Source organism: Streptomyces sp. NPDC003027, from assembly GCF_053591435.1.
Window position 1 is genome coordinate 1 of record NZ_JBSFTU010000009.1, and the last position, 17232, is coordinate 17232.

At 75.8% G+C, this 17232-nt stretch carries 16 protein-coding genes; 5 read left to right on the top strand and 11 right to left on the bottom strand.

The features are described from left to right. Window positions 1-330 precede the first annotated feature (330 nt). The 4 genes from ACWDX6_RS09370 (at window position 331) to ACWDX6_RS09385 (ending at window position 3433) form a co-directional block, all read left to right on the top strand. Entirely contained in the window at window positions 331-1026 is a 696-nt protein-coding gene (locus tag ACWDX6_RS09370; RefSeq protein ID WP_451484338.1) for a type 1 glutamine amidotransferase domain-containing protein, read from the top strand. Between the two features lie 41 nt (window positions 1027-1067). Next, window positions 1068-2036: a LysR family transcriptional regulator gene (locus ACWDX6_RS09375; RefSeq protein WP_451484339.1), complete on the top strand. Its 969-nt coding sequence runs from the start codon at window positions 1068-1070 to the stop codon at window positions 2034-2036. A gap of 51 nt (window positions 2037-2087) precedes the next feature. Beyond that, on the top strand, window positions 2088-3098 hold the full coding sequence (locus ACWDX6_RS09380) for a DNA topoisomerase IB (RefSeq protein WP_451484340.1): 1011 nt from the start codon (window positions 2088-2090) through the stop codon (window positions 3096-3098). Window positions 3099-3247: 149 nt separating this feature from the next. Next, window positions 3248-3433, top strand: a complete 186-nt coding sequence (locus tag ACWDX6_RS09385) for a DUF2795 domain-containing protein (RefSeq protein WP_451484341.1) — start codon at window positions 3248-3250, stop codon at window positions 3431-3433. A gap of 89 nt (window positions 3434-3522) precedes the next feature. Here the strand turns inward: ACWDX6_RS09385 and ACWDX6_RS09390 are convergent, their stop codons facing one another. Both ACWDX6_RS09390 and ACWDX6_RS09395 read right to left on the bottom strand, forming a co-directional pair. Further along, a complete protein-coding gene (locus ACWDX6_RS09390) occupies window positions 3523-4332 on the bottom strand; it encodes an SDR family oxidoreductase (protein WP_451484342.1) in 810 nt (269 codons plus the stop codon). Window positions 4333-4409: 77 nt separating this feature from the next. Further along, window positions 4410-5156 (bottom strand): SDR family oxidoreductase, encoded by a 747-nt coding sequence (locus ACWDX6_RS09395; protein ID WP_451484343.1) that lies wholly within the window; start codon window positions 5154-5156, stop codon window positions 4410-4412. Between the two features lie 605 nt (window positions 5157-5761). Between ACWDX6_RS09395 and ACWDX6_RS09400 the strand changes: the two genes are divergently transcribed. Beyond that, entirely contained in the window at window positions 5762-7054 is a 1293-nt protein-coding gene (locus tag ACWDX6_RS09400) for an MFS transporter (RefSeq protein WP_451484475.1), read from the top strand. Window positions 7055-7110: 56 nt separating this feature from the next. Here ACWDX6_RS09400 and ACWDX6_RS09405 read toward each other — a convergent pair whose 3' ends face one another. From ACWDX6_RS09405 to ACWDX6_RS09445, 9 genes are all read right to left on the bottom strand, one after another. Continuing rightward, window positions 7111-8217: a glycosyltransferase family 9 protein gene (locus ACWDX6_RS09405; RefSeq protein WP_451484344.1), complete on the bottom strand. Its 1107-nt coding sequence runs from the start codon at window positions 8215-8217 to the stop codon at window positions 7111-7113. Window positions 8218-8234: 17 nt separating this feature from the next. Continuing rightward, window positions 8235-9635, bottom strand: coding sequence for a D-glycero-beta-D-manno-heptose 1-phosphate adenylyltransferase (gene rfaE2, locus ACWDX6_RS09410; protein ID WP_451484345.1), 1401 nt, complete (start codon window positions 9633-9635; stop codon window positions 8235-8237). Next, entirely contained in the window at window positions 9632-10366 is a 735-nt protein-coding gene (locus ACWDX6_RS09415) for a D-sedoheptulose-7-phosphate isomerase (protein ID WP_451484346.1), read from the bottom strand. The genes rfaE2 and ACWDX6_RS09415 overlap by 4 nt, the downstream gene beginning before the upstream one ends. A gap of 103 nt (window positions 10367-10469) precedes the next feature. Further along, window positions 10470-11714 (bottom strand): glycosyltransferase, encoded by a 1245-nt coding sequence (locus tag ACWDX6_RS09420; RefSeq protein ID WP_451484347.1) that lies wholly within the window; start codon window positions 11712-11714, stop codon window positions 10470-10472. Beyond that, complete coding sequence (locus ACWDX6_RS09425; RefSeq protein WP_451484348.1) at window positions 11711-12676, bottom strand: glycosyltransferase; 966 nt, start codon at window positions 12674-12676, stop codon at window positions 11711-11713. Before ACWDX6_RS09425 ends, ACWDX6_RS09420 begins: the two co-directional genes overlap by 4 nt. Continuing rightward, window positions 12673-13752: a glycosyltransferase family 9 protein gene (locus tag ACWDX6_RS09430; protein ID WP_451484349.1), complete on the bottom strand. Its 1080-nt coding sequence runs from the start codon at window positions 13750-13752 to the stop codon at window positions 12673-12675. The genes ACWDX6_RS09425 and ACWDX6_RS09430 overlap by 4 nt, the downstream gene beginning before the upstream one ends. Beyond that, window positions 13749-14495 carry a D-glycero-alpha-D-manno-heptose-1,7-bisphosphate 7-phosphatase gene (locus tag ACWDX6_RS09435; RefSeq protein WP_451484350.1) on the bottom strand — a complete coding sequence of 249 codons (747 nt, stop codon included), beginning with the start codon at window positions 14493-14495 and terminating at the stop codon, window positions 13749-13751. Before ACWDX6_RS09435 ends, ACWDX6_RS09430 begins: the two co-directional genes overlap by 4 nt. Next, the gene (locus ACWDX6_RS09440) at window positions 14492-15559 is read right to left on the bottom strand and encodes a glycosyltransferase family 2 protein (RefSeq protein ID WP_451484351.1); all 1068 of its coding nucleotides are present in this window, start codon (window positions 15557-15559) and stop codon (window positions 14492-14494) included. Before ACWDX6_RS09440 ends, ACWDX6_RS09435 begins: the two co-directional genes overlap by 4 nt. Further along, window positions 15556-17220, bottom strand: coding sequence for a carbamoyltransferase family protein (locus tag ACWDX6_RS09445; RefSeq protein ID WP_451484352.1), 1665 nt, complete (start codon window positions 17218-17220; stop codon window positions 15556-15558). Before ACWDX6_RS09445 ends, ACWDX6_RS09440 begins: the two co-directional genes overlap by 4 nt. Between the last annotated feature and the right edge of the window lie 12 nt (window positions 17221-17232).

The following is a 17232-nucleotide window of genomic DNA, read 5'->3' on the forward strand; positions in this document are numbered from 1 at the left end:
ACTCGCCGCGGCGGCCGTCGTCGGCCGCCGCGTCCAGACCCAGGCCGCCCAGCCGGAACCCGCGCCGGAGGCGGACGCCGACGAGCAACCGTGAGCCGCCGCCCGCCGCCCGCCGCCCGCCGCCCGCCGCCGCACGCCGACGGCGGCTCCTCCCGGGCACTCGCCCGGGTCCTCCACGGGGAGCCATTGGTCTTCCCATGGCAGGCATCGGGTTCTCCATTGGAACCCCGCCTTCGCACGTCCTAGTGTCGAGGGCATCGCAGCGCTGACGACCCGGACTTCCGCCCGCGGGCCCCACCGGGCCCGCCCCACTCCTCGGAGAACCCCCTCATGTCGAAGATCCTTTTCGTGATGACCGGCGCCGACCACTGGACGCTCGCCGACGGCACCAAGCACCCCACCGGATTCTGGGCCGAAGAGGTCGTCGCCCCCTACGAGGCGTTCAAGGCCGCCGGCCACCGGATCGTCGTCGCCACCCCCGGCGGCGTCGTACCGACCGTGGACAAGGGCAGCCTGACGGCCGAGGTCAACGGCGGCCAGGAGGGCGCCGACAAGGTCGCCCGCGCGCTCGCCGAGATCGCCGAGCTGCGGGACCCGATCGCGCTGGAGGACGTGGACGTCGACGAGTACGCGGCCGTGTTCTACCCCGGTGGCCACGGACCCATGGAGGACCTCGCCGTCGACCGGACCTCCGGCCGGATCCTGACCGACGCCCTGGCCTCCGGCAAGCCGCTCGCGGTCGTCTGCCACGGCCCCGCCGCGCTCCTCGCCGCCACCACCGAGGACGGGACGAACGCGTTCGCCGGCTACAAGGTCGCCGCGTTCACCAACGCCGAGGAGACGCAGGGCGGCCTCGCGGACCGGGCCGAGTGGCTGCTGGAGACCCGCCTCACCGAGGCCGGCGTCGATGTGCGGGCGGGCGAGCCCTGGGCCCCGCACGTGGTCGTCGACCGCAACCTCGTCACCGGCCAGAACCCCGCCTCCTCCGCGCCCCTCGCCGCCGAGGTGGTCAAGAGGCTGGCGTGACGCCGTCGGCACCCCGGCGGGCACCCCGATAGGCTCCCGGAGTGAGCCGTAGGACGAGCCAGGACGAGGGGAGGGGGAGGACGACACCGCCGCCGGTCGGTGCGGCGCCCCCCGACCTCGATCTGCTGCGTACCTTCCTCGCGGTGTACCGGTCGGGGTCCTTCACCGCGGCCGCCCCTCTGCTCGGTCTCTCCCAGTCCACCGTGACGACCCGGATCCAGGCCCTGGAACGGCAGCTGAACCGGGAGCTCTTCGAACGCCGGCCGCGCGGGGTCCGGCCCCTGCCCACCGCCGACGAACTGGTCTCCCGGATCGCGGAGCCGATGGACGCCCTCGGCGCGGCCCTGGGCGACGGCCGGCCGGGCGGCGGCCGGACCGTCGCACCCGTCCACCTGGCGGGCCCCGCCGAGTTCCTCTCGTACTGCGTCCTCCCCCGACTGGCGCCCCTGACGGAGCGAGGGGTCCGGGTGCGGATCGCCTTCGGGCTGACCGACGACCTGCTGGAGGAGCTGCGTGCCGGCCGGCACGACCTGGTGGTCTCCACCGTCCGGCCCCGGGGCCGCTCCCTGGACTCGGTGCCCCTCACGGACGAGGAGTTCGTCCTGGTCGCCACCGACGCCTGGGCGCGGCGCATCGGCGGCCCGGACCGGATCGCCGCCGACGGCCCCGCGGCGCTGTCCGGCGTCCCGCTCATCTCGTACGCCGAGGACCTTCCCATCGTCCGCCGCTACTGGCGGCACGTCTTCGGCCGCCGGCTGTCCGCCCACGCCGCCGTCACCGTCCCCGATCTGCGCGCCGTCAAGGCGGCGGTCGTCGGCGGCAGTGGATTCAGCGTCCTGCCGCGCTACCTCTGCGCCGGCGAACTCGCCTCCGGCGAGCTGGTGCTGCTCCACGACCCGGCCGACCCGCCCATCAACACCAGTTTCCTCGCGCGACGCCCCGGTTCCTGGGACAACCCCCATGTCGCCCTCGTCCGCGACCACCTGCTGGAGGCGGCCCGCGCCTGCTGACGGAGGCACCGAAGTGCGCCTGAACCGGGCCGGAGCGGGCACAGTGGAGAGGTGCGACTGAGGACGAGCGATCCCTCCCGGCCGGGGTGGCGACGGGTACGCCACGGCCGCGGCTTCCGCTACCTGGACGCCGACGGCCGGCCCCTGTCGGACGAGGCCAAGGAGCGCGTCAAGGCGCTGGTCATCCCGCCGGCATGGGAGGACGTCTGGGTGTGCCCGTGGCCCAACGGCCATATCCAGGCCACCGGGACGGACGCCGCGGGACGCCGCCAGTACCTGTACCACGAGGCGTTCCGCCGACGGCAGGAAGAGACGAAGCACGCGCACGTACGGGAGGTGGCGCGCAGCCTGCCGAGGCTGCGCGAGGGGATCGCCGCCGACCTGGCCCGGAAGGGTCTGTGCCGCGAGCGGGTCCTCGCTTGCGCGGCACGCCTGCTCGACCTCGGCTTCTTCCGGGTCGGCGGCGAGGGCTACCGGCGCGACAACGACTCCTACGGACTCACCACCCTGCGACGGGAACACGCGCGGTGCGCCCGGGGCGAGGTCTTCCTGAGCTATCCCGCCAAGTCCGGCCGTCAGCAGACCCACGCCCTGGCCGACGCCCCGACCTGCGAGGTCCTGCGCGCCCTGCTCCGGCGGCGCGGCGGCGGTGACCATCTCTTCGCCTACTGGGAGAGCGGAGCGTGGCACGACGTCCGCGCCGACGAGCTCAACGCCTATCTGCGCGAGCGCTCCGGAAGCGACATCACCGCCAAGGACTTCCGTACCTGGCACGCCACCGTCCTCGCGGCCGTCGCCCTCGCCGTCTCCGAACCGGCGGCCAGGGAGTCACGGACCGCGCGCGCCAAGGCGGTGAGCCGGGCCGTGCGGGAGGTCAGCGGCTACCTCGGCAACACGCCCGCGGTCTGCCGTAATTCCTACATCGCCCCGGCCGTCGTCGAGCGGTACGAGGACGGCGTCACCGTCGCGGCGGCGCTCGACCGCCTCGGCGAGGACGGGGTGTTCGGCCGGCCCGCCACCCAGGGGGCGGTGGAACGGGCGGTCCTGCGCCTGCTGGACTGAGCGCCGCGGCGCACCACCGGCCGACCCCCCCGGCGTACCCCGCGCCCCGTACCGCGTACGCCACGCGTCTCCTCATCGAGTACGGCGAGACTCCACAGACCGCACCGAATGTCTATGTTTGTCCGCCCCTCGATGGGTACCTGCCCGGTATGAACGTGAACCCCATCGCCATGCAGAAGGCCCTGTCCGGGATGAACTACCCGGCCTCGAAGAAGGACATCGTCGACAGGGCGTCCCGCAACCACGCCGACCGGGAGGTCAAGGAAGCGCTCGAAAGGCTGCCGGACAAGGAGTACGACTCCCCGGCGGAGGTCAACAAGGAAGCGGCGGACTGACGCCGCGCCCCACCCGGCCCTGATCCCGGACGAACCCTGACCCGGTGTTCCGCCCCCGTACCGCGCGGGGCGGAACACCGGCGCGTGCGTCAGGGCCTGCGCCAGTCGTCGCTGTCCAGGTGCGAGCCCGCCATCGGTCCCATCCGCAGCATCCCGCCGTCGACCGTCCACGACGCCCCCGTCACGTACGAGGACTCCCGGCCCGCCAGCAGCGCGACCACGGCAGCGACCTCGCGGGCGTCCCCCGGCCGGCCGAGCGGGATGCCCGGCCGGGACGCGGCGAGAACGTTCTCGTCCTCCTGGCCGGTCATCGGCGTGGCGATCTCGCCCGGAGCGACCGAGTTGACCGTGATGCCGTGCTCCGCCAGCTCCAGCGCCATGACCTGGGTGAGCAGACCGAGCCCGCCCTTGGCCGCGCAGTACGGGCCCGCGCCGACCCGCGGCTGGTGCTCGTGGACGGACGTGACGTTGACGATCCGGCCGCCTCCCCCCTGGGCGATCATGCGCCGTGCCGCGCGCTGCGAGCAGAGCAGAGGTCCCACGAGATCCACGTCGAGGACGTGCCGGACCAGGGGGAGATCGAGATCCAGGAAGGGCGTCGCCGTACCGGTTCCGGCGTTGTTGACCAGCACGTCGATCCCGCCGAGCTCCTCCGCGAGCAGATCGATCACGTCGGCCGCCTCCGGCAGCCGCGCGAGGTCGAGGTGCGCGGCCACGGCCCGCCGCCCCCGGGCGCGCACCTCGTCGGCCGTGGCGGCCGCGCCCTCCTCGTCGCTGTGCCAGGTGATCCCGATGTCCATGCCGTCTTCGGCCAGCCGCACCGCCACGGCGCGGCCGATGCCGGAATCCGAACCGGTCACGATCGCTGTCGTCGGACTGAAGCCGAGTGTGTCGGCCATGAGGGGCGCCTCCTCCAGGAGAGATTCCGTCGATCGGTCGGGCGATCGGTCGGGTCGGATGTCGAGCGGCCGGCCGCTCAGGGCCAGGAGGGCTCGCGTCGCGGCACCACCACCACCTCGGCGACCGCGCTTCCCGGCGGCACCGACAGGGCGTACATCACGGTGTCCGCCACGATCTCGGGACTCTGCAGCAGGGACACGTCCGCGTCCGGGAAGCGGTCCAGGATGAACGCGGTCTCCATACCGCCGGCGACGACCCCCGTGATGCCGATGCCGGGGCAGTCGCGCTGCGCCTCCTTGAACAGCGTGTGCGTGAAGGTGCGCAGTCCGGTCTTCCCGGCGGCGTACGGACCCGCCTCGGTCCATGTGCGGATCGCCGCCGTCGAAAGGATGTTGACGATGTGTCCGCCGCCCCGCGCCACCATGCGCCGGTAACCCTCGCGGCACAGGTACATCGGGCCGAGCAGGTTGGTGGTGATGACCCGGGTCATCTCCTCGGCCGTCAGCTGTTCCACGGCCTTCGTGACGTCGACGGCGGCGTTGTTGACCAGGATGTCCACGGCCTCGCCGGCGTCGTCCAGATCCCGGAAGACCTCGGCCACCGCCTCCGCGTCCCTGACGTCCAGGACGACCGGCCGCGCCTGGCACCCCTCGGCGAGCAGGCTCTCGCACAGCTCCTTGGCGAGATCCTGACGTACGTCCGCGACCAGGACCGACGCCCCGGCCTGCGCGAGCCGCCGCACGATCGCGGCACCGAGCCCTCGTGCGCCGCCGGTGACCAGTGCCTGCTTTCCGTCCAGCTCGACCTGTACCCCGCTGTTCATCGCTCTCCCTCCGGTGTGATCTCCGAGACCGGTGCCCGGTGTGCCACCGGCTCTCGACTTCCTTCACTGTGCGTACGTGGGGCGCTTCCCAGCGCGCCGGATTACGCCGCCGGGCCCAACCGCGTCATGGGACCGGGTCCCCGTGCGGGGCTCCAGGGGCCTGTGGCGCGCGTCTCGCCCGGACTGCCCGGACCGGCCGTTCGCGACCGGTGTGAGCAAGCCCACCAGAAGCGCGGACACCCTTGCCGCACAAGGGCGTCGGGCCCCTCGCGGACCCCGCCCGCGCGGCCCCGCGCGATCGGCGGAACGCTTCTCCAGAACCGTCTGCCACGATGGTCGCCGGGACCGCCCCGCCGCTCAGAGCCGAGCGCTCGCGGAACGTCACTCCGGCACACGGGGAGGCACGGCGGGTCCCTGCCGCCTCCCCCGTCCGCGCCGCCGCGCGCCTCCCTGGTACTCCTGTGTCTTCCTCCACGCCGCCCTCGTCCGTCACGCCGCCCCCGCCCGGCGCCGCTCCCGCCGCCCACCCGGCCTCCGCTCCCGCCGCCACTCCCCGAGACGCTCAGAACGACCGTTCGCCCTGGCGCTCGCTGCGCGGCCGCAGCATGCGCTGGTGGGCCGTCGCGAACTTCGTCTCCAACGCCGGCACCTGGATGCAGCTCACCGTCCAGAACCTGCTGGTGCTCCAGATCACCGGGTCCGCCGCCGCGACCGGCCTCTCCATGTCCGTCCAGGCCGCTCCCGGCCTGCTCCTCGGACCGCTCGGCGGGGCGATCGTCGACCGCTGGCCCAGGAAGCTCACGGCCGCCGTCGGCCAGGCGCTGCTCGCCGCCGTCGCCGCCCTCACCGCCGTGCTCGTGGCGCTCGACCAGCTGAGCCTGCCCGTGCTCCTGGGCCTGGCGGCCCTCACCGGTCTCATCGCCACGGTCGACGGCCCCGCCTGCTCGCTGCTCGGCAACGACCTGGTCCGTACCGAGGACGTGCCCTCGGCCATCGGGGTCGGCTCCCTCGCCCACAGCGGCGGGCGGCTCGTCGGAGCTGCGCTCGCCGGCGTGACGGTCGGGGTCCTCGGCACGGCCGCCGCCTATGTCGCCAACGGGCTGTCGTTCCTCTTCGTCGCCTGTGTGATCCCCTTCCTCAAGCCCGTACGGCGCGAGGAGCCGGCGGTGGCGGAGAAGGCCGCCGCCACCCTGACCGTGTCCCCTCCCGCCTCCACCGGCGGCATGCGCGAGGGCCTGGTCTTCTTCGCCCGCCGCCCGCGCCTGGTCGCCCTCGCCGGCCTCAACGCCGTCAGCGCGCTCTTCGGCCGGAACTACTCGCTCACCCTGGTGGTCCTCGTCACCGGCCCCCTCGCGGGCGACGCCGGCACGTTCAGCACGGTCGCCACCGTGCTGGCCGTGGGCGGCATCGTCGGCGCGGTCCTCGGCGCCCGGCTGCACCGGCCGGGCGTGCGGCTGGTCGCCCTCCTGACACTCGCCGGGGCGCTGCTCCAGATCTTCGCGGGCGTGGCGCCGTCGGTGGCCGTGCTGCTCGTCCTCGTCCTGCCCATGGCCGTGGCCGAGTCCGTCGCGGACACCGCGCAGAACACCGTCCTGCAGACCGACCCGCCGCCCCACCTGCGCGGCCGGGTGCTCGGCGCCTGGAACAGCATCCGTACGCTGTGGGGCCTCGCGGCGCCCCCCACGCTGGGGCTCCTGATGGAGCTCCTCGGGGTACGGGGAGCCCTCGTGGCCGGCGGCCTGGTCGTCGCGGCCACCGTCGGCACCGCCCTGCTCACGCGCCGGCGCCGCACCGCCCCCGTGCGGATCGCGCCGGTCGTGGACGCCCCGATCGCAGAGGTCCTGACGGTGAAGGCGCACGCGCCCACCACGCGCCCCGAGGTGAGCACCGCCGTCTGACCGACGCCGCCCCGCCCGGCCCCCGGGGACGGCGGCCCCAGGGCGGGTCGGGACGCTCACGGCAGCGCCCTCGCGGGCGCCCGGCCGGCCCCCAGGCCGGGGTCGGCGGTCAGGGCCCGTACCGCCCGCCGTACCTCCTCGACCGTGATGCGCAGCAGCCGCGGGTCCGGCACCGGGCCGTGCGCGTCGCCCGGCCGCAGCGGGTCGTCGCCGGGGGAGGGGCGCCACAGCGCTCGGTGGGGGCCGCCCACGGGCGGACCCCAGAGCAGGGGCGCCACCGGCCCGAACAGCACCACGGACGGGGTCCCCAGGGCCGAGGCGAGATGGGCCAGGCCCGTGTCGCCCACCACCACGCAGCGCGCCGTCGCGACCAGCGCGCACAGCTCCGGGAAGGGCACGTCGTCGCGCCCCCCGATCACCGACGCGGCGGGCAGCCCCGCCCGTTCCGCCACGGCCCGGGCCTGCGGCCCCTCGCCCCGCCCCGCCGTCACCACCACCGGGTGCCCCGCCTCCCGCACACTCGCCGCCACGGCGGCGAACCGGTCGACGGGCCAGCGGCGGGCAGGGGCGTCCGCCCCCGGATGGATCACCACGGCGCCCGGCACGGGCGAGGCGACGGGCGGCGGCGGGATCCGCAGCTCGTCCGGGTCGGCGTCGAGGCCGTACCAGCGCAGCAGCCGGCACCAGCGTTCCCTCTCGTGCTCGTCCGGGCGCCACCGCGGGCCAGCGACGCCCGGCAGCTCCGCATGGCCGAACGCCCAGAGCCCGCCCGGCGCCAGCCGCTGGAGGAGCCGGTGGCTGAGCGGGCCGCAGCCGTGCAGATCGACCGCAAGGTCGGGCGGCGGGCCCCGCCACTCCAGGGCGGCCGGGACCTCGCGCCCCGGGGCGTGCGTCGGCAGCAGCCGGTCCACCGCGCCGGTGGCCCGCGCGACCTCCGCCAGCCGTTCGGGGGCGGCGAGGACGATCTCGTGCCGGGGAAATCCCCGGCGCAGCGCCCGCAGCGCGGGCACGGCGGTCAGCAGGTCGCCGAGACCGAGCGCCCGCAGCACCAGCACCGCCGGCCGCTGCCCGCCGCGCTCGTACGGCCCCGCACCGTCCCCGTACGGCGCCTCGCCGTTCTCGTACGGCGCGTCGGCGCGCCGGGCGGTTTCGCCCAGGGGCATCGCTTCCTCCCGGGCCGTCATCGCGCGGCCGACGGTGGCGGGGAGGTCGCCGCCCGGGCGGCCCGGTCGGCGAGGGACGTCGTGGAACGGCCGTCGAGGTAGGGCAGCACGACCGCCTGGCCGTCCCATTTCCGCAGGACCTCGGCCTCCGGCAGGTCGTCGGCCGCGTAGTCGCCGCCCTTGACCCACACATCGGGGCGCAGTGACTCCAGGAGCCGTACGGGCGTGTCCTCGTCGAAGGCGACGACCGCGTCGACGCTGCCCAGGGCGCTCAGCACCCGGACGCGGTCGGCGAGCGGGTTCAGCGGCCGCCCCGGGCCCTTGAGCCGGGCCACCGACGCGTCCGAGTTCACGCACACGATCAGGCAGTCCCCGATCCGTGCCGCGTTCTCGAGCAGTCCCACGTGCCCGGCGTGCAGCAGGTCGAAGCATCCGCCGGTGGCCACGACCGTGCCGCCGCGCGCGCGGACCTCTCGGGCCAGCTCGAACGCGTCGCGCGGCAGCGGGCGTTCGGCCTCGGGGGCGTCGGCCGGTTCCCACAGCCCCCGACCGCCCGCGCCGCCCGCGTTCACGAACGCCGCCGCCTCGGCGACCGCGCGGGCGACCGCCTCCTCGGGCAGGGCGCCGTCGGCCAGCGCGGCGGCCGCCGCCGCGGCGAAGCAGTCGCCCGCTCCGCACGGGTCGCCCTCGGCGCGGTACGGCGCCGGGACGAGCACCGGCGCCGCACCGGGCCGGGCGAGGAGCGCGCCCCGCTCGCCGAGCGTGACGGCGACGGAGCCCGCGGCCCACCGCTCGGCGAGATCGGCGCCCCGATCGGCGTGGGCGCGCAGGGAGGCGCCGGCCAGGGCGCTGAGCGTGCTCGCCTCGGCCGCGTTGGGGGTGACCAGACGGGCCCCCGGCACGGGCGGGCCGCCCCGGGGGTGCGGATCCCAGACCAGAGGCACGCGGGGGGCCGCCGCGGCCAGCGCCGCACGCAGCACGTCCGCGGTGCCGCGGCCGTAGTCCGCTACCAGGATCGCCCGGGCGGACGCGAGAGCGGCCAGTGCCCGCTCGCCCGGCCGACCCGGCGTACCGCCGCCTCGGTCGATCCGGACCAGGGGGCGGCCGCCGGCCAGGACGCGGGTCTTCACGGGCAAGGTGCCCTCCAGCGGGATCCGCGCCAGTGCGACCCGGCCGTTCAGCGCGCGGCGCGCGGTGTCGCTGGCCGGGTCCCGGCCGAGCGCCGTGATCAGGACGACGTCGTCGCGGTACCGCGACGCCAGGAAGGCGGCGAGTCCGGCACCGCCGGGCCGGGACCGCTCCCCGGCCACGTCGACGACGGGGACGGGGGCGTCGGGGGCGAGCCGGGTGGCCGCGCCCTCGATGTCCTGGTCGAGCAGGAGGTCGCCGACGACGACGAGGGGTCCGGACGTGTTCACGGCGACCTCCGGAGGATCGGGACCGCGGGGACGCCGGGATCGTGCGGCACGCCGTTGTGGCCGCCCCGGCCCCCCGATGGCGCCGGGGCCGGGGAGGACGGCGGCCCCTCCGCCCTGACCGGCGGCCGCGCGCCCTGGGCGGACGCCTCCGCCGCGACCGCCGCGTCGAAGAACTCGCAGAGCAGATGGACCGCGACCAGATGCGCCTCCTGGACGGTCGCCGTCGTGGCCGCGTCGACGCACAGCGCCTCGTCGGCCACCTCGGCCAGGGGGTTGGGCCCCGGGCCGGTGAGGGCCCAGACAGCGAGCCCGGTCGAGCGGGCGGTCATGGCGGCGGAGAGCAGATTCGCGCTGCGGCCGGAGGTCGACAGCAGCATCAGGACGTCGCCGGTGCGGCCGTGCGCGGCGACCTGGCGGGCGAAGACGTGCTCGAACCCGTAGTCGTTGCCGATGGCGGTGACGCTCGACGTCTCCGCGTGCAGCGAGATCGCCGAGTAGGCGGGCCGCTCCTCCCGGTAGCGCCCGACCAGTTCGGCCGTGAGGTGCTGAGCCTGGGCGGCGCTGCCACCGTTGCCCGCCGCGAGCAGTCGGCCGCCCGCGGGGAGTACCTCGGCGAGACGGTCGCCCCACCGCGCGAGCCGCCCGAGCTCCCCGTGGCGCAGGCGTTCCACCGCGGCCTGGAGCGACCGGCAGTGGCGCTGGGCGGTCTCGTACGTGTGTGATTCGCTCATGGTGTGCCGGCCGGGCGCTTCGCCGAGCGCCTGCCGCACCTCCTTCCGGCTTCGTGACTCCGACGGCGGTCCGGCCACCGGGCCGGGTTGCCGCCGCGGGCGGTCAGAGCGCTCCCGCGACGGGGACGCGCGCGGCGAGCGCCGTGCGGTACGACGCCTCCGTGGCGGACGCCACCCGCGCCCAGCAGAACCGTTCGAGGACGCGTCGGCGGCCGGCCTTCCCGTAGGCGGTGCGCAGGGCGGGATCGGCGAGCATCACGGTCACCGCGGCGGCGAGCGCCGCGGGGTCCTTCGGCGGCACGAGCAGCCCGTTGACGCCGTCGGCGACGGTGTCCAGCTGGCCGCCCACGGCGCTCGCGACGACCGGCCGTCCGCAGGCCATGGCCTCCAACGGCACGATGCCGAAGGGTTCGTAGTCCGCCGGGCAGAGCACCACGTCCGCGCTGCGCATCAGGGCGGGCACCTCGGCGGTCGGCACTCCGCCGAGGAAGCGGACGCGGTCCGCCACGCCCGCTTCCCCCGCGAGGGCGCGCAGCCGCCGTACCTCCGGATCGCCGTCGAGCCGGTCGGGGGGCGGGCCGCCGACGACCAGGAGCTCCGCCGTCCGCAGCCGGGCCAGGGCCGCGATCGACACGGCGGCTCCCTTGCGCGGCACGAGCCGCCCCAGCTGCAGCAGCCGGTGCGGGTGGGCGCCGCGCGGGGCGACCGGACCGTCCGGGCGGAACACCTCGGGATCGACGCCGCACGGGACGATGTCGACCTTGCCGCGCGGAACACCCATGGCGGCCAGTTCGTCGACCTCGTCCCGGCAGGTGGCGATCACCCGGTCGCACCCCGTACCGACGTCGGTCTCGCAGGCGACACGGGCGGGCGGGCTGGTGTCCGCACGGCCCTGGTTCCGCCGCTTGACCGTGCCGAGGGCGTGGTACGTGTGCAGCAGCGGGACCGGGGTCTCCCGCGTCGCCCACAGCGCGGCGAGCCCCGACATCCAGAAGTGCGAGTGCACCGCGTCGGGCGCGCGCGCCCGCCACTGGCCGGCCAGATAGCGCCCGAACTCGCGCATGTACGGCAGGAGTTCGTCCTTCGATATCGGTTCCGCGGGACCGGCGGGGACATGGTGCACCTCGACGCCAGGCCGCAGCGGCGTACGGTCCGGCAGGTCCGGGTCGTCGCGCCGCGTGTACACCGTCACGCGGTGGCCGCGGTCGGCGAGCGCCCCGGCCAGCTGGGCCACGTGCACGTTCTGGCCGCCGGCGTCGACTCCGCCCAGGGTCGCGAGCGGGCTGGCGTGCTCCGAGACGAGAGCGAGGGCCAGGGGGCGGCCGTCGAGCGAGGAGCAGGATGTCATGACCGTACCTCCGCGATGAGGCGCTCCCAGTCGTCCAGGAAGCGTTTGAGGCCGTACCGTTCGAGGGCCGCCTGCCGGGCGCGGGCACCGTCCTGGGCGGCCGCCTCCGGTTCGGCGAGGTAGTGCCGGGCCGCCCGCGCGAGGACCTCCGGGCGGGTGGAGAGCGTCCCGGCGCCGGCGGGGACGGCCTCGACGGCCTCCGTGGTGGCCAGCGCCACCACCGGCATGCCCAGATGCATGGCCTCCAGGAGGGAGAGCCCGAGGGAGGTCCAGCGCACCGGGTGCAGATACAGACGGCGTTCGGCCATGGCGCCGTGCAGGCGCTCCTGGGGGAGATCGGCCGTGCGGCAGCGGTCGGGGGTGAGGCCGAGATGGGCGGCGAGCCCCTCGGTCCGCATGCCGAAGACATCGAGCGGCGCCGCCTCGGCCAGCAGCGGCAGCAGGTCCGTCCCCACGTAACGGCGGCGCCTGACCGGCTCGTTGACCACCACCGCGGCCCTCGGCAGACGGCCGGTGTACTGGTGGCCCGGGTCGACGATGCCGTGCTCGATCACGGCGGTGCGGGTGGAACCGCTGTCCCAGAACAGCCGGTTGAAGTGGGTGACGTGGACGAGCGTCAGATCCCGGCGGTCGGCCGCCGGATGCCGGGTGTCGGGCACGTCGCCGCGCGGGGCGTTGTGCTCCAGGTACACCGTCGGCACGTCCTTCCCGGGGCGGCGGCCGCCGAGCCAGCGGGTGGCCAGTTCCTCCTCGTGCGGCCGCTGGAGCACGAGCAGGTCCACCGGCGTGTCCGCGAGCTGCTCCGGTGGGACCTCGCGCACGGCCGACGGCCAGGTGAAGGTCTCGGCCCGGCCCCGCCCGTCGGCTCCCCGGTCCGGTGTGACCGGGACCAGATAGGTGTGGGGGCCCTGGACGAACGCGGTCGTCCAGGAACCGTGCACATGCCACAGGAGGATGTTCATACGGTCGCTCCTCGCTCCGTCCCGTACGCGTCCTCCGGTCGGACCGGAGCGGCACCGGGAGCCGGTCGGCCGAGGAGCGCGGCCACCGCCGCGATCACCTCGGCATCGCTCACCGCGTCGAGGCAGGGATGTCCCTCGACCGGGCACGTTCTCGCCCTGCTGAGCGCGCAGGGGGCGTTCTGGTCGCCGAGCAGCACCTGCGGCACCCGGAAGGGGCGCCAGCGCTCGGCGGGGACCACCGGCGCGAACAGACAGACCACCGGGGTGCCCACGGCCGCCGCCAGATGCGCGGGGCCGCTGTTGCCCGCCACCACGCACCGCGCACGTCCGAGGACCCCGGCGAGGGTGTGCAGACCGGGGGTCGCTCCGCCGAGGTCGAGACCGTGCCGCCCCGCGACGCGGGCCGTCAGCGCCTTTTCGGCGCGGCTGCCGGTCACCACCACGCGATGGCCCGCCTCGTGCAGGGCGGCGGCGGCCCGCTCCGCCCGTGCCGGGCTCCAGGCGCGCGCCGGCACCGCCGCGCCCGGATGCAGCACGACGTACGGCTCCGCACCGGTGAGGTGCGTGGTGTCGGGCCGCTCGGTGACCCGCAGCGCCCCGTCGTCGCCCGGCGGGAGCCCGAAGCCGCACGCGTGGGCCAGGTCCAGCGCGGCCTCCGCCTCGTGTCGGCCCGGCAGCCGGCGATGGCGCAGGTCGAGCAGCGAGCCGGGATAGTCCTCGCTGTCCGCGGCGATCCACGGGACCCCGGCGAGCCGCAGCAGGAGCGCCGCCGGAAGGGGGCTCTGGTGGTACGAGACGAGGATCAGCGCACGGTCGAACCGACCGGCGCGGACCGCGTCGACCAGGGCCGCGCAGTCGCGGCGCGAGACCGCAGGCGGCTCCAGGCCGACCCAGGGCGCGTCGTGGACGAGGACGTCGTCCACCCCGGGCAGCACCTCGGCGGCGGGGGCGCCGAGCGGGCCGCACAGCATCGCGGTCCGCGAGGAACCCGCCGCGACCGCCCGGACGGCCGGGCCCGCCAGCAGGACGTCCCCGGCGCTGTCCAGACGTACGACGAGGGTGCGGGGTGCGGTCATCGGACACCGCCCCGCAGCCCCGTGCCGGCGGCGGAGTCGGTGCCCAGCAGGATCATGCGGACGGTGGCCGGGAGGTCGGCGGCCGTCTCGGCGGCCGCCTCGATCTCGCCGGCCAGGGTCACCGGCGTCGGGACGAGGATGCCCCGGGCGCCCGCGGCGCGCGCCGCCTCGACGTCCGCCCCGATGTCGCCGATCACCACCGTGCGGGACGGCCGCACCCCCAGCCGCGCGCAGGCGGCCAGGACCAGACCCGGCGCCGGCTTGCGGCACTCGCAGCCGTCGCCCGGACCGTGCGGGCAGACCGCCCACACGGCGAAGGGGCCGAGGTGCTCGTCCACGCGGCGCCGTACCGCCTCGACGTCCTGACGGGTGATCAGACCGCGGGCCACGCCCGACTGGTTGCTCACCACGCCGACGGGGATGCCGAAGCTGCGGACGGCCGCGACGGCTTCCGCCGCGCCCGGCATGAGCGTCACCCGGTCGGGGTCCCCGTTGTACGGCACGTCGACGACCAGGGTGCCGTCCCGGTCGAAGAGAACGGCCTCCGGCAGCCGGGCGTACGGGCCCCGGGCCCACGCCGGCCTCGGCGGAAGCGGCGCGCCGGCCACGTCACCGTCGAACACCCACGGCCCCCCCTCCCGCGTGCCGTCGACGGCGCCGGCCGGGCGCACGTCGTCGCGGGAGCGGGCCTGGAACCGGCTCGCGCCGGCGGACCGGGCCCGAGCCGCCGAGGGGGCGCTCATGATCCGACCTCCTCGCGCAGCGGCTCGTCGGGCAGTGCCGGAGTCATGGCCGGCGGACGGGCCGGGTCGCGGGGGCGGGCGCCGCGGTGGACGACATGACCGCGCAGCCGGTGCCAGGTGGCGGCGGCCGGGATGACCGCGCTCGTCAGGACCATGCGGGTGATCTCCTCCCGCGTGCGGGGACCGGGGGCGATGCGGGCGACGGCGAACTCGGCCGTGCCGGCCAGCCAGGCCACCGCGCACACCGCCGCGGCCGCCGGTCTGCCGAACGCGGCGCAGCACAGGGCCCCGGCTCCCGCGGCGGTCACCGCCAGGTGGCGGGGGATCCGGCCGCGCGGGGCATGCGCCCGGGACCACCAGTCCGGCCCGTGCAGCCGGCGCATCAGCACGTCGTCGGCGTTGCCCGCCTGCTGACGCACCGAGATCCAGCGATCGGCGGGCCGGACCGGATGGGTGGTCCGGCGGGTTCCCGCCGCCAGGATCCAGCCGCCGGCCAGCAGCCGCAGCGCCAGGTCCGCGTCCTCCCGGAACGCGCGGCGGAAGCGCTCGTCGAAGCCTCCCGACGCGTCCAGCGCCTCCCGGCGGAAGGCCATGTCCGCGGTGATCCAGCGGGCGGTGGCCAGACCCGCCGTATTGCGTTCCCAGTCGGTGGGGCGGCGGTCCACCGGCAGCGGTACGTCGATGCGGGCCGTGATCGCCCCCGTGTCGAACGACGCCGTGGAGAGGTCCCGGGCCAGGTCCTCGCCCCACGTGGACGAGGGCACCACGTCGTCGTCGAGGAAGACGATCCACGGGACCGGACCGGCCGCCGCGGCACCGGTGTTCCGGGCCGCCGCCGGGCCGCGCGCCCGGCCCGGCACCACGACCGTCACCGGCCGCAGGACCTCCGGGATCTCCAGGCCGGGCACCGTACCGCCGCCACCGGGGCGGTCGTGGACGATCACCACCCGCGCCGGCCTCGGCCCCGGGGAGGCGGCCAACGCGGCCAGACAGCGGCTGAGACTCGGCCGGCCGAGGGTCGGGACGACGACCGCGTACGACGGCACCGGGCGGGGGCCGTTCACCGCGACCACCCGTTCGCCCCGGGCCGGAACATCTCGCCGCGCCGGACCGCGTACGGCCCGATGGCCAGCAGGTCGACCGGCGAGGAGCCGAAGCACTCCAGCGCGTCACGCGGGTCGTCCACCATGGGCCGGCCCGCGGTGTTGAGGCTGGTGTTGACGACCACCGGAAGCCCGGTCCGCCGCTCGAACTCGCCGAGCATCCGCGCCACCAGCGGCTCCAGGGAGGGGTCGACGGTCTGGACGCGTGCCGTGCCGTCCACGTGCACGACCGCCGGGATGCGCTCCCGCCACTCCGGCGTGACGTCGTGGACGAAGAGCATGTACGGGCTGGGCAGCGGCCCGTCGAAGATCTCGGCGGCCCGGTCGGCGAGCACCATCGGCGCGACCGGCCTGAACTGTTCGCGGCCCTTCACGTCGTTGAGGCGCTCCAGATTGCCCGCGTGACCGGGGTGGGCGAGCAGCGAGCGATGACCGAGCGCCCGGGGGCCGTACTCCGAACGCCCCTGGAACCAGGCCACGATGGCGTTGTCGGCCAGCGCCTCGGCCACGGTGGCCGCGATGTCCGGCGGACGCTCGAACGGCACCGCCGCCGTCTTCAGCCAGCCGCCGAGCTCCGCGTCCGACCAGTCCCGGCCGAGGGCCGCTCCGGGCATCGGCTCCGGGTCGTCCCCGGCCTCCGCCGACAGCAGCAGGGCGGCGCCGAGCGCCGTGGCGGCGTCACCCGCGGCCGGCTGCACCCACACCCGTGCGAACGGGCCCTCGCGCGCGATCCGCGAATTGGCCACGCAGTTGAGGGCGACGCCGCCGGCCAGCGTCAGGACCCGGTCGTGCGTGCGCCCGTGCAGCCAGCGCACCAGGTCCAGCATCGTCTCCTCCAGAACGGCCTGCGCGCTCGCCGCGACGTCGGCGTGGGCCTGGGTCCACGGCTCGTCGGGCCCGCGCGGCGGGCAGAACTCGTCCCAGGGCACGCCCCGGGCGCGGAAACCGCCGTCGCCGGTCGGATGCACGTACCGGCGCAGCTCGGCCAGCATGCGCGGAGAGCCGTGCGAGGCGAGGGCCATCACCTTGAACTCGTCGGAGGAGCGCAGGAACCCGAGATGCGCGGTGAGGTCCTCGTACACCAGGCCGAGGGAGTCGGGGAGCCCCTGCGCGTGCAGCGGCTCGATGCGGTCGCCGGTCCGCCGCGCCGCCAGGTGCGAGCTGCGCTCTCCCCGCCCGTCGAGGACGAGGACCGAGGAGGACTCGGCGTCCTCCGCGGCGAAGGCGCCCGACGCGGCGTGGGCCATGTGGTGCCCCACGAAGCGGACGATGCCGGGGTCGAGCCCGGGGAGCGAGGTCTTCAAAAATCCGGGGACCTCGCGCGCGTAGGTCTGCCGGAGGTGGTCCCAGGGGTCGTCGAGGCCCATGGCGTCGGCCGGCAGGGCCAGCGCGGGATCGTACGAGTACGCGACGGCGTCGAGATCCTGCGGTCGCAGTCCGGCGCGTTTCAGGCACCACCGGGCCGCCTGCTCGGGCAGCTCCCAGGCGGAGAACGGCACCGGGCGCTTGCCGTGTTTGCGCCGGGAGAAGCGTTCCTCCTCCGCGGCGGCGACCGTCCTCCCGTCGATGACGAGCGCGGCGGCGGGGTCGTGGAAGAGGGCGTTGATTCCGAGAACTCGCATGATGGCGGGGGC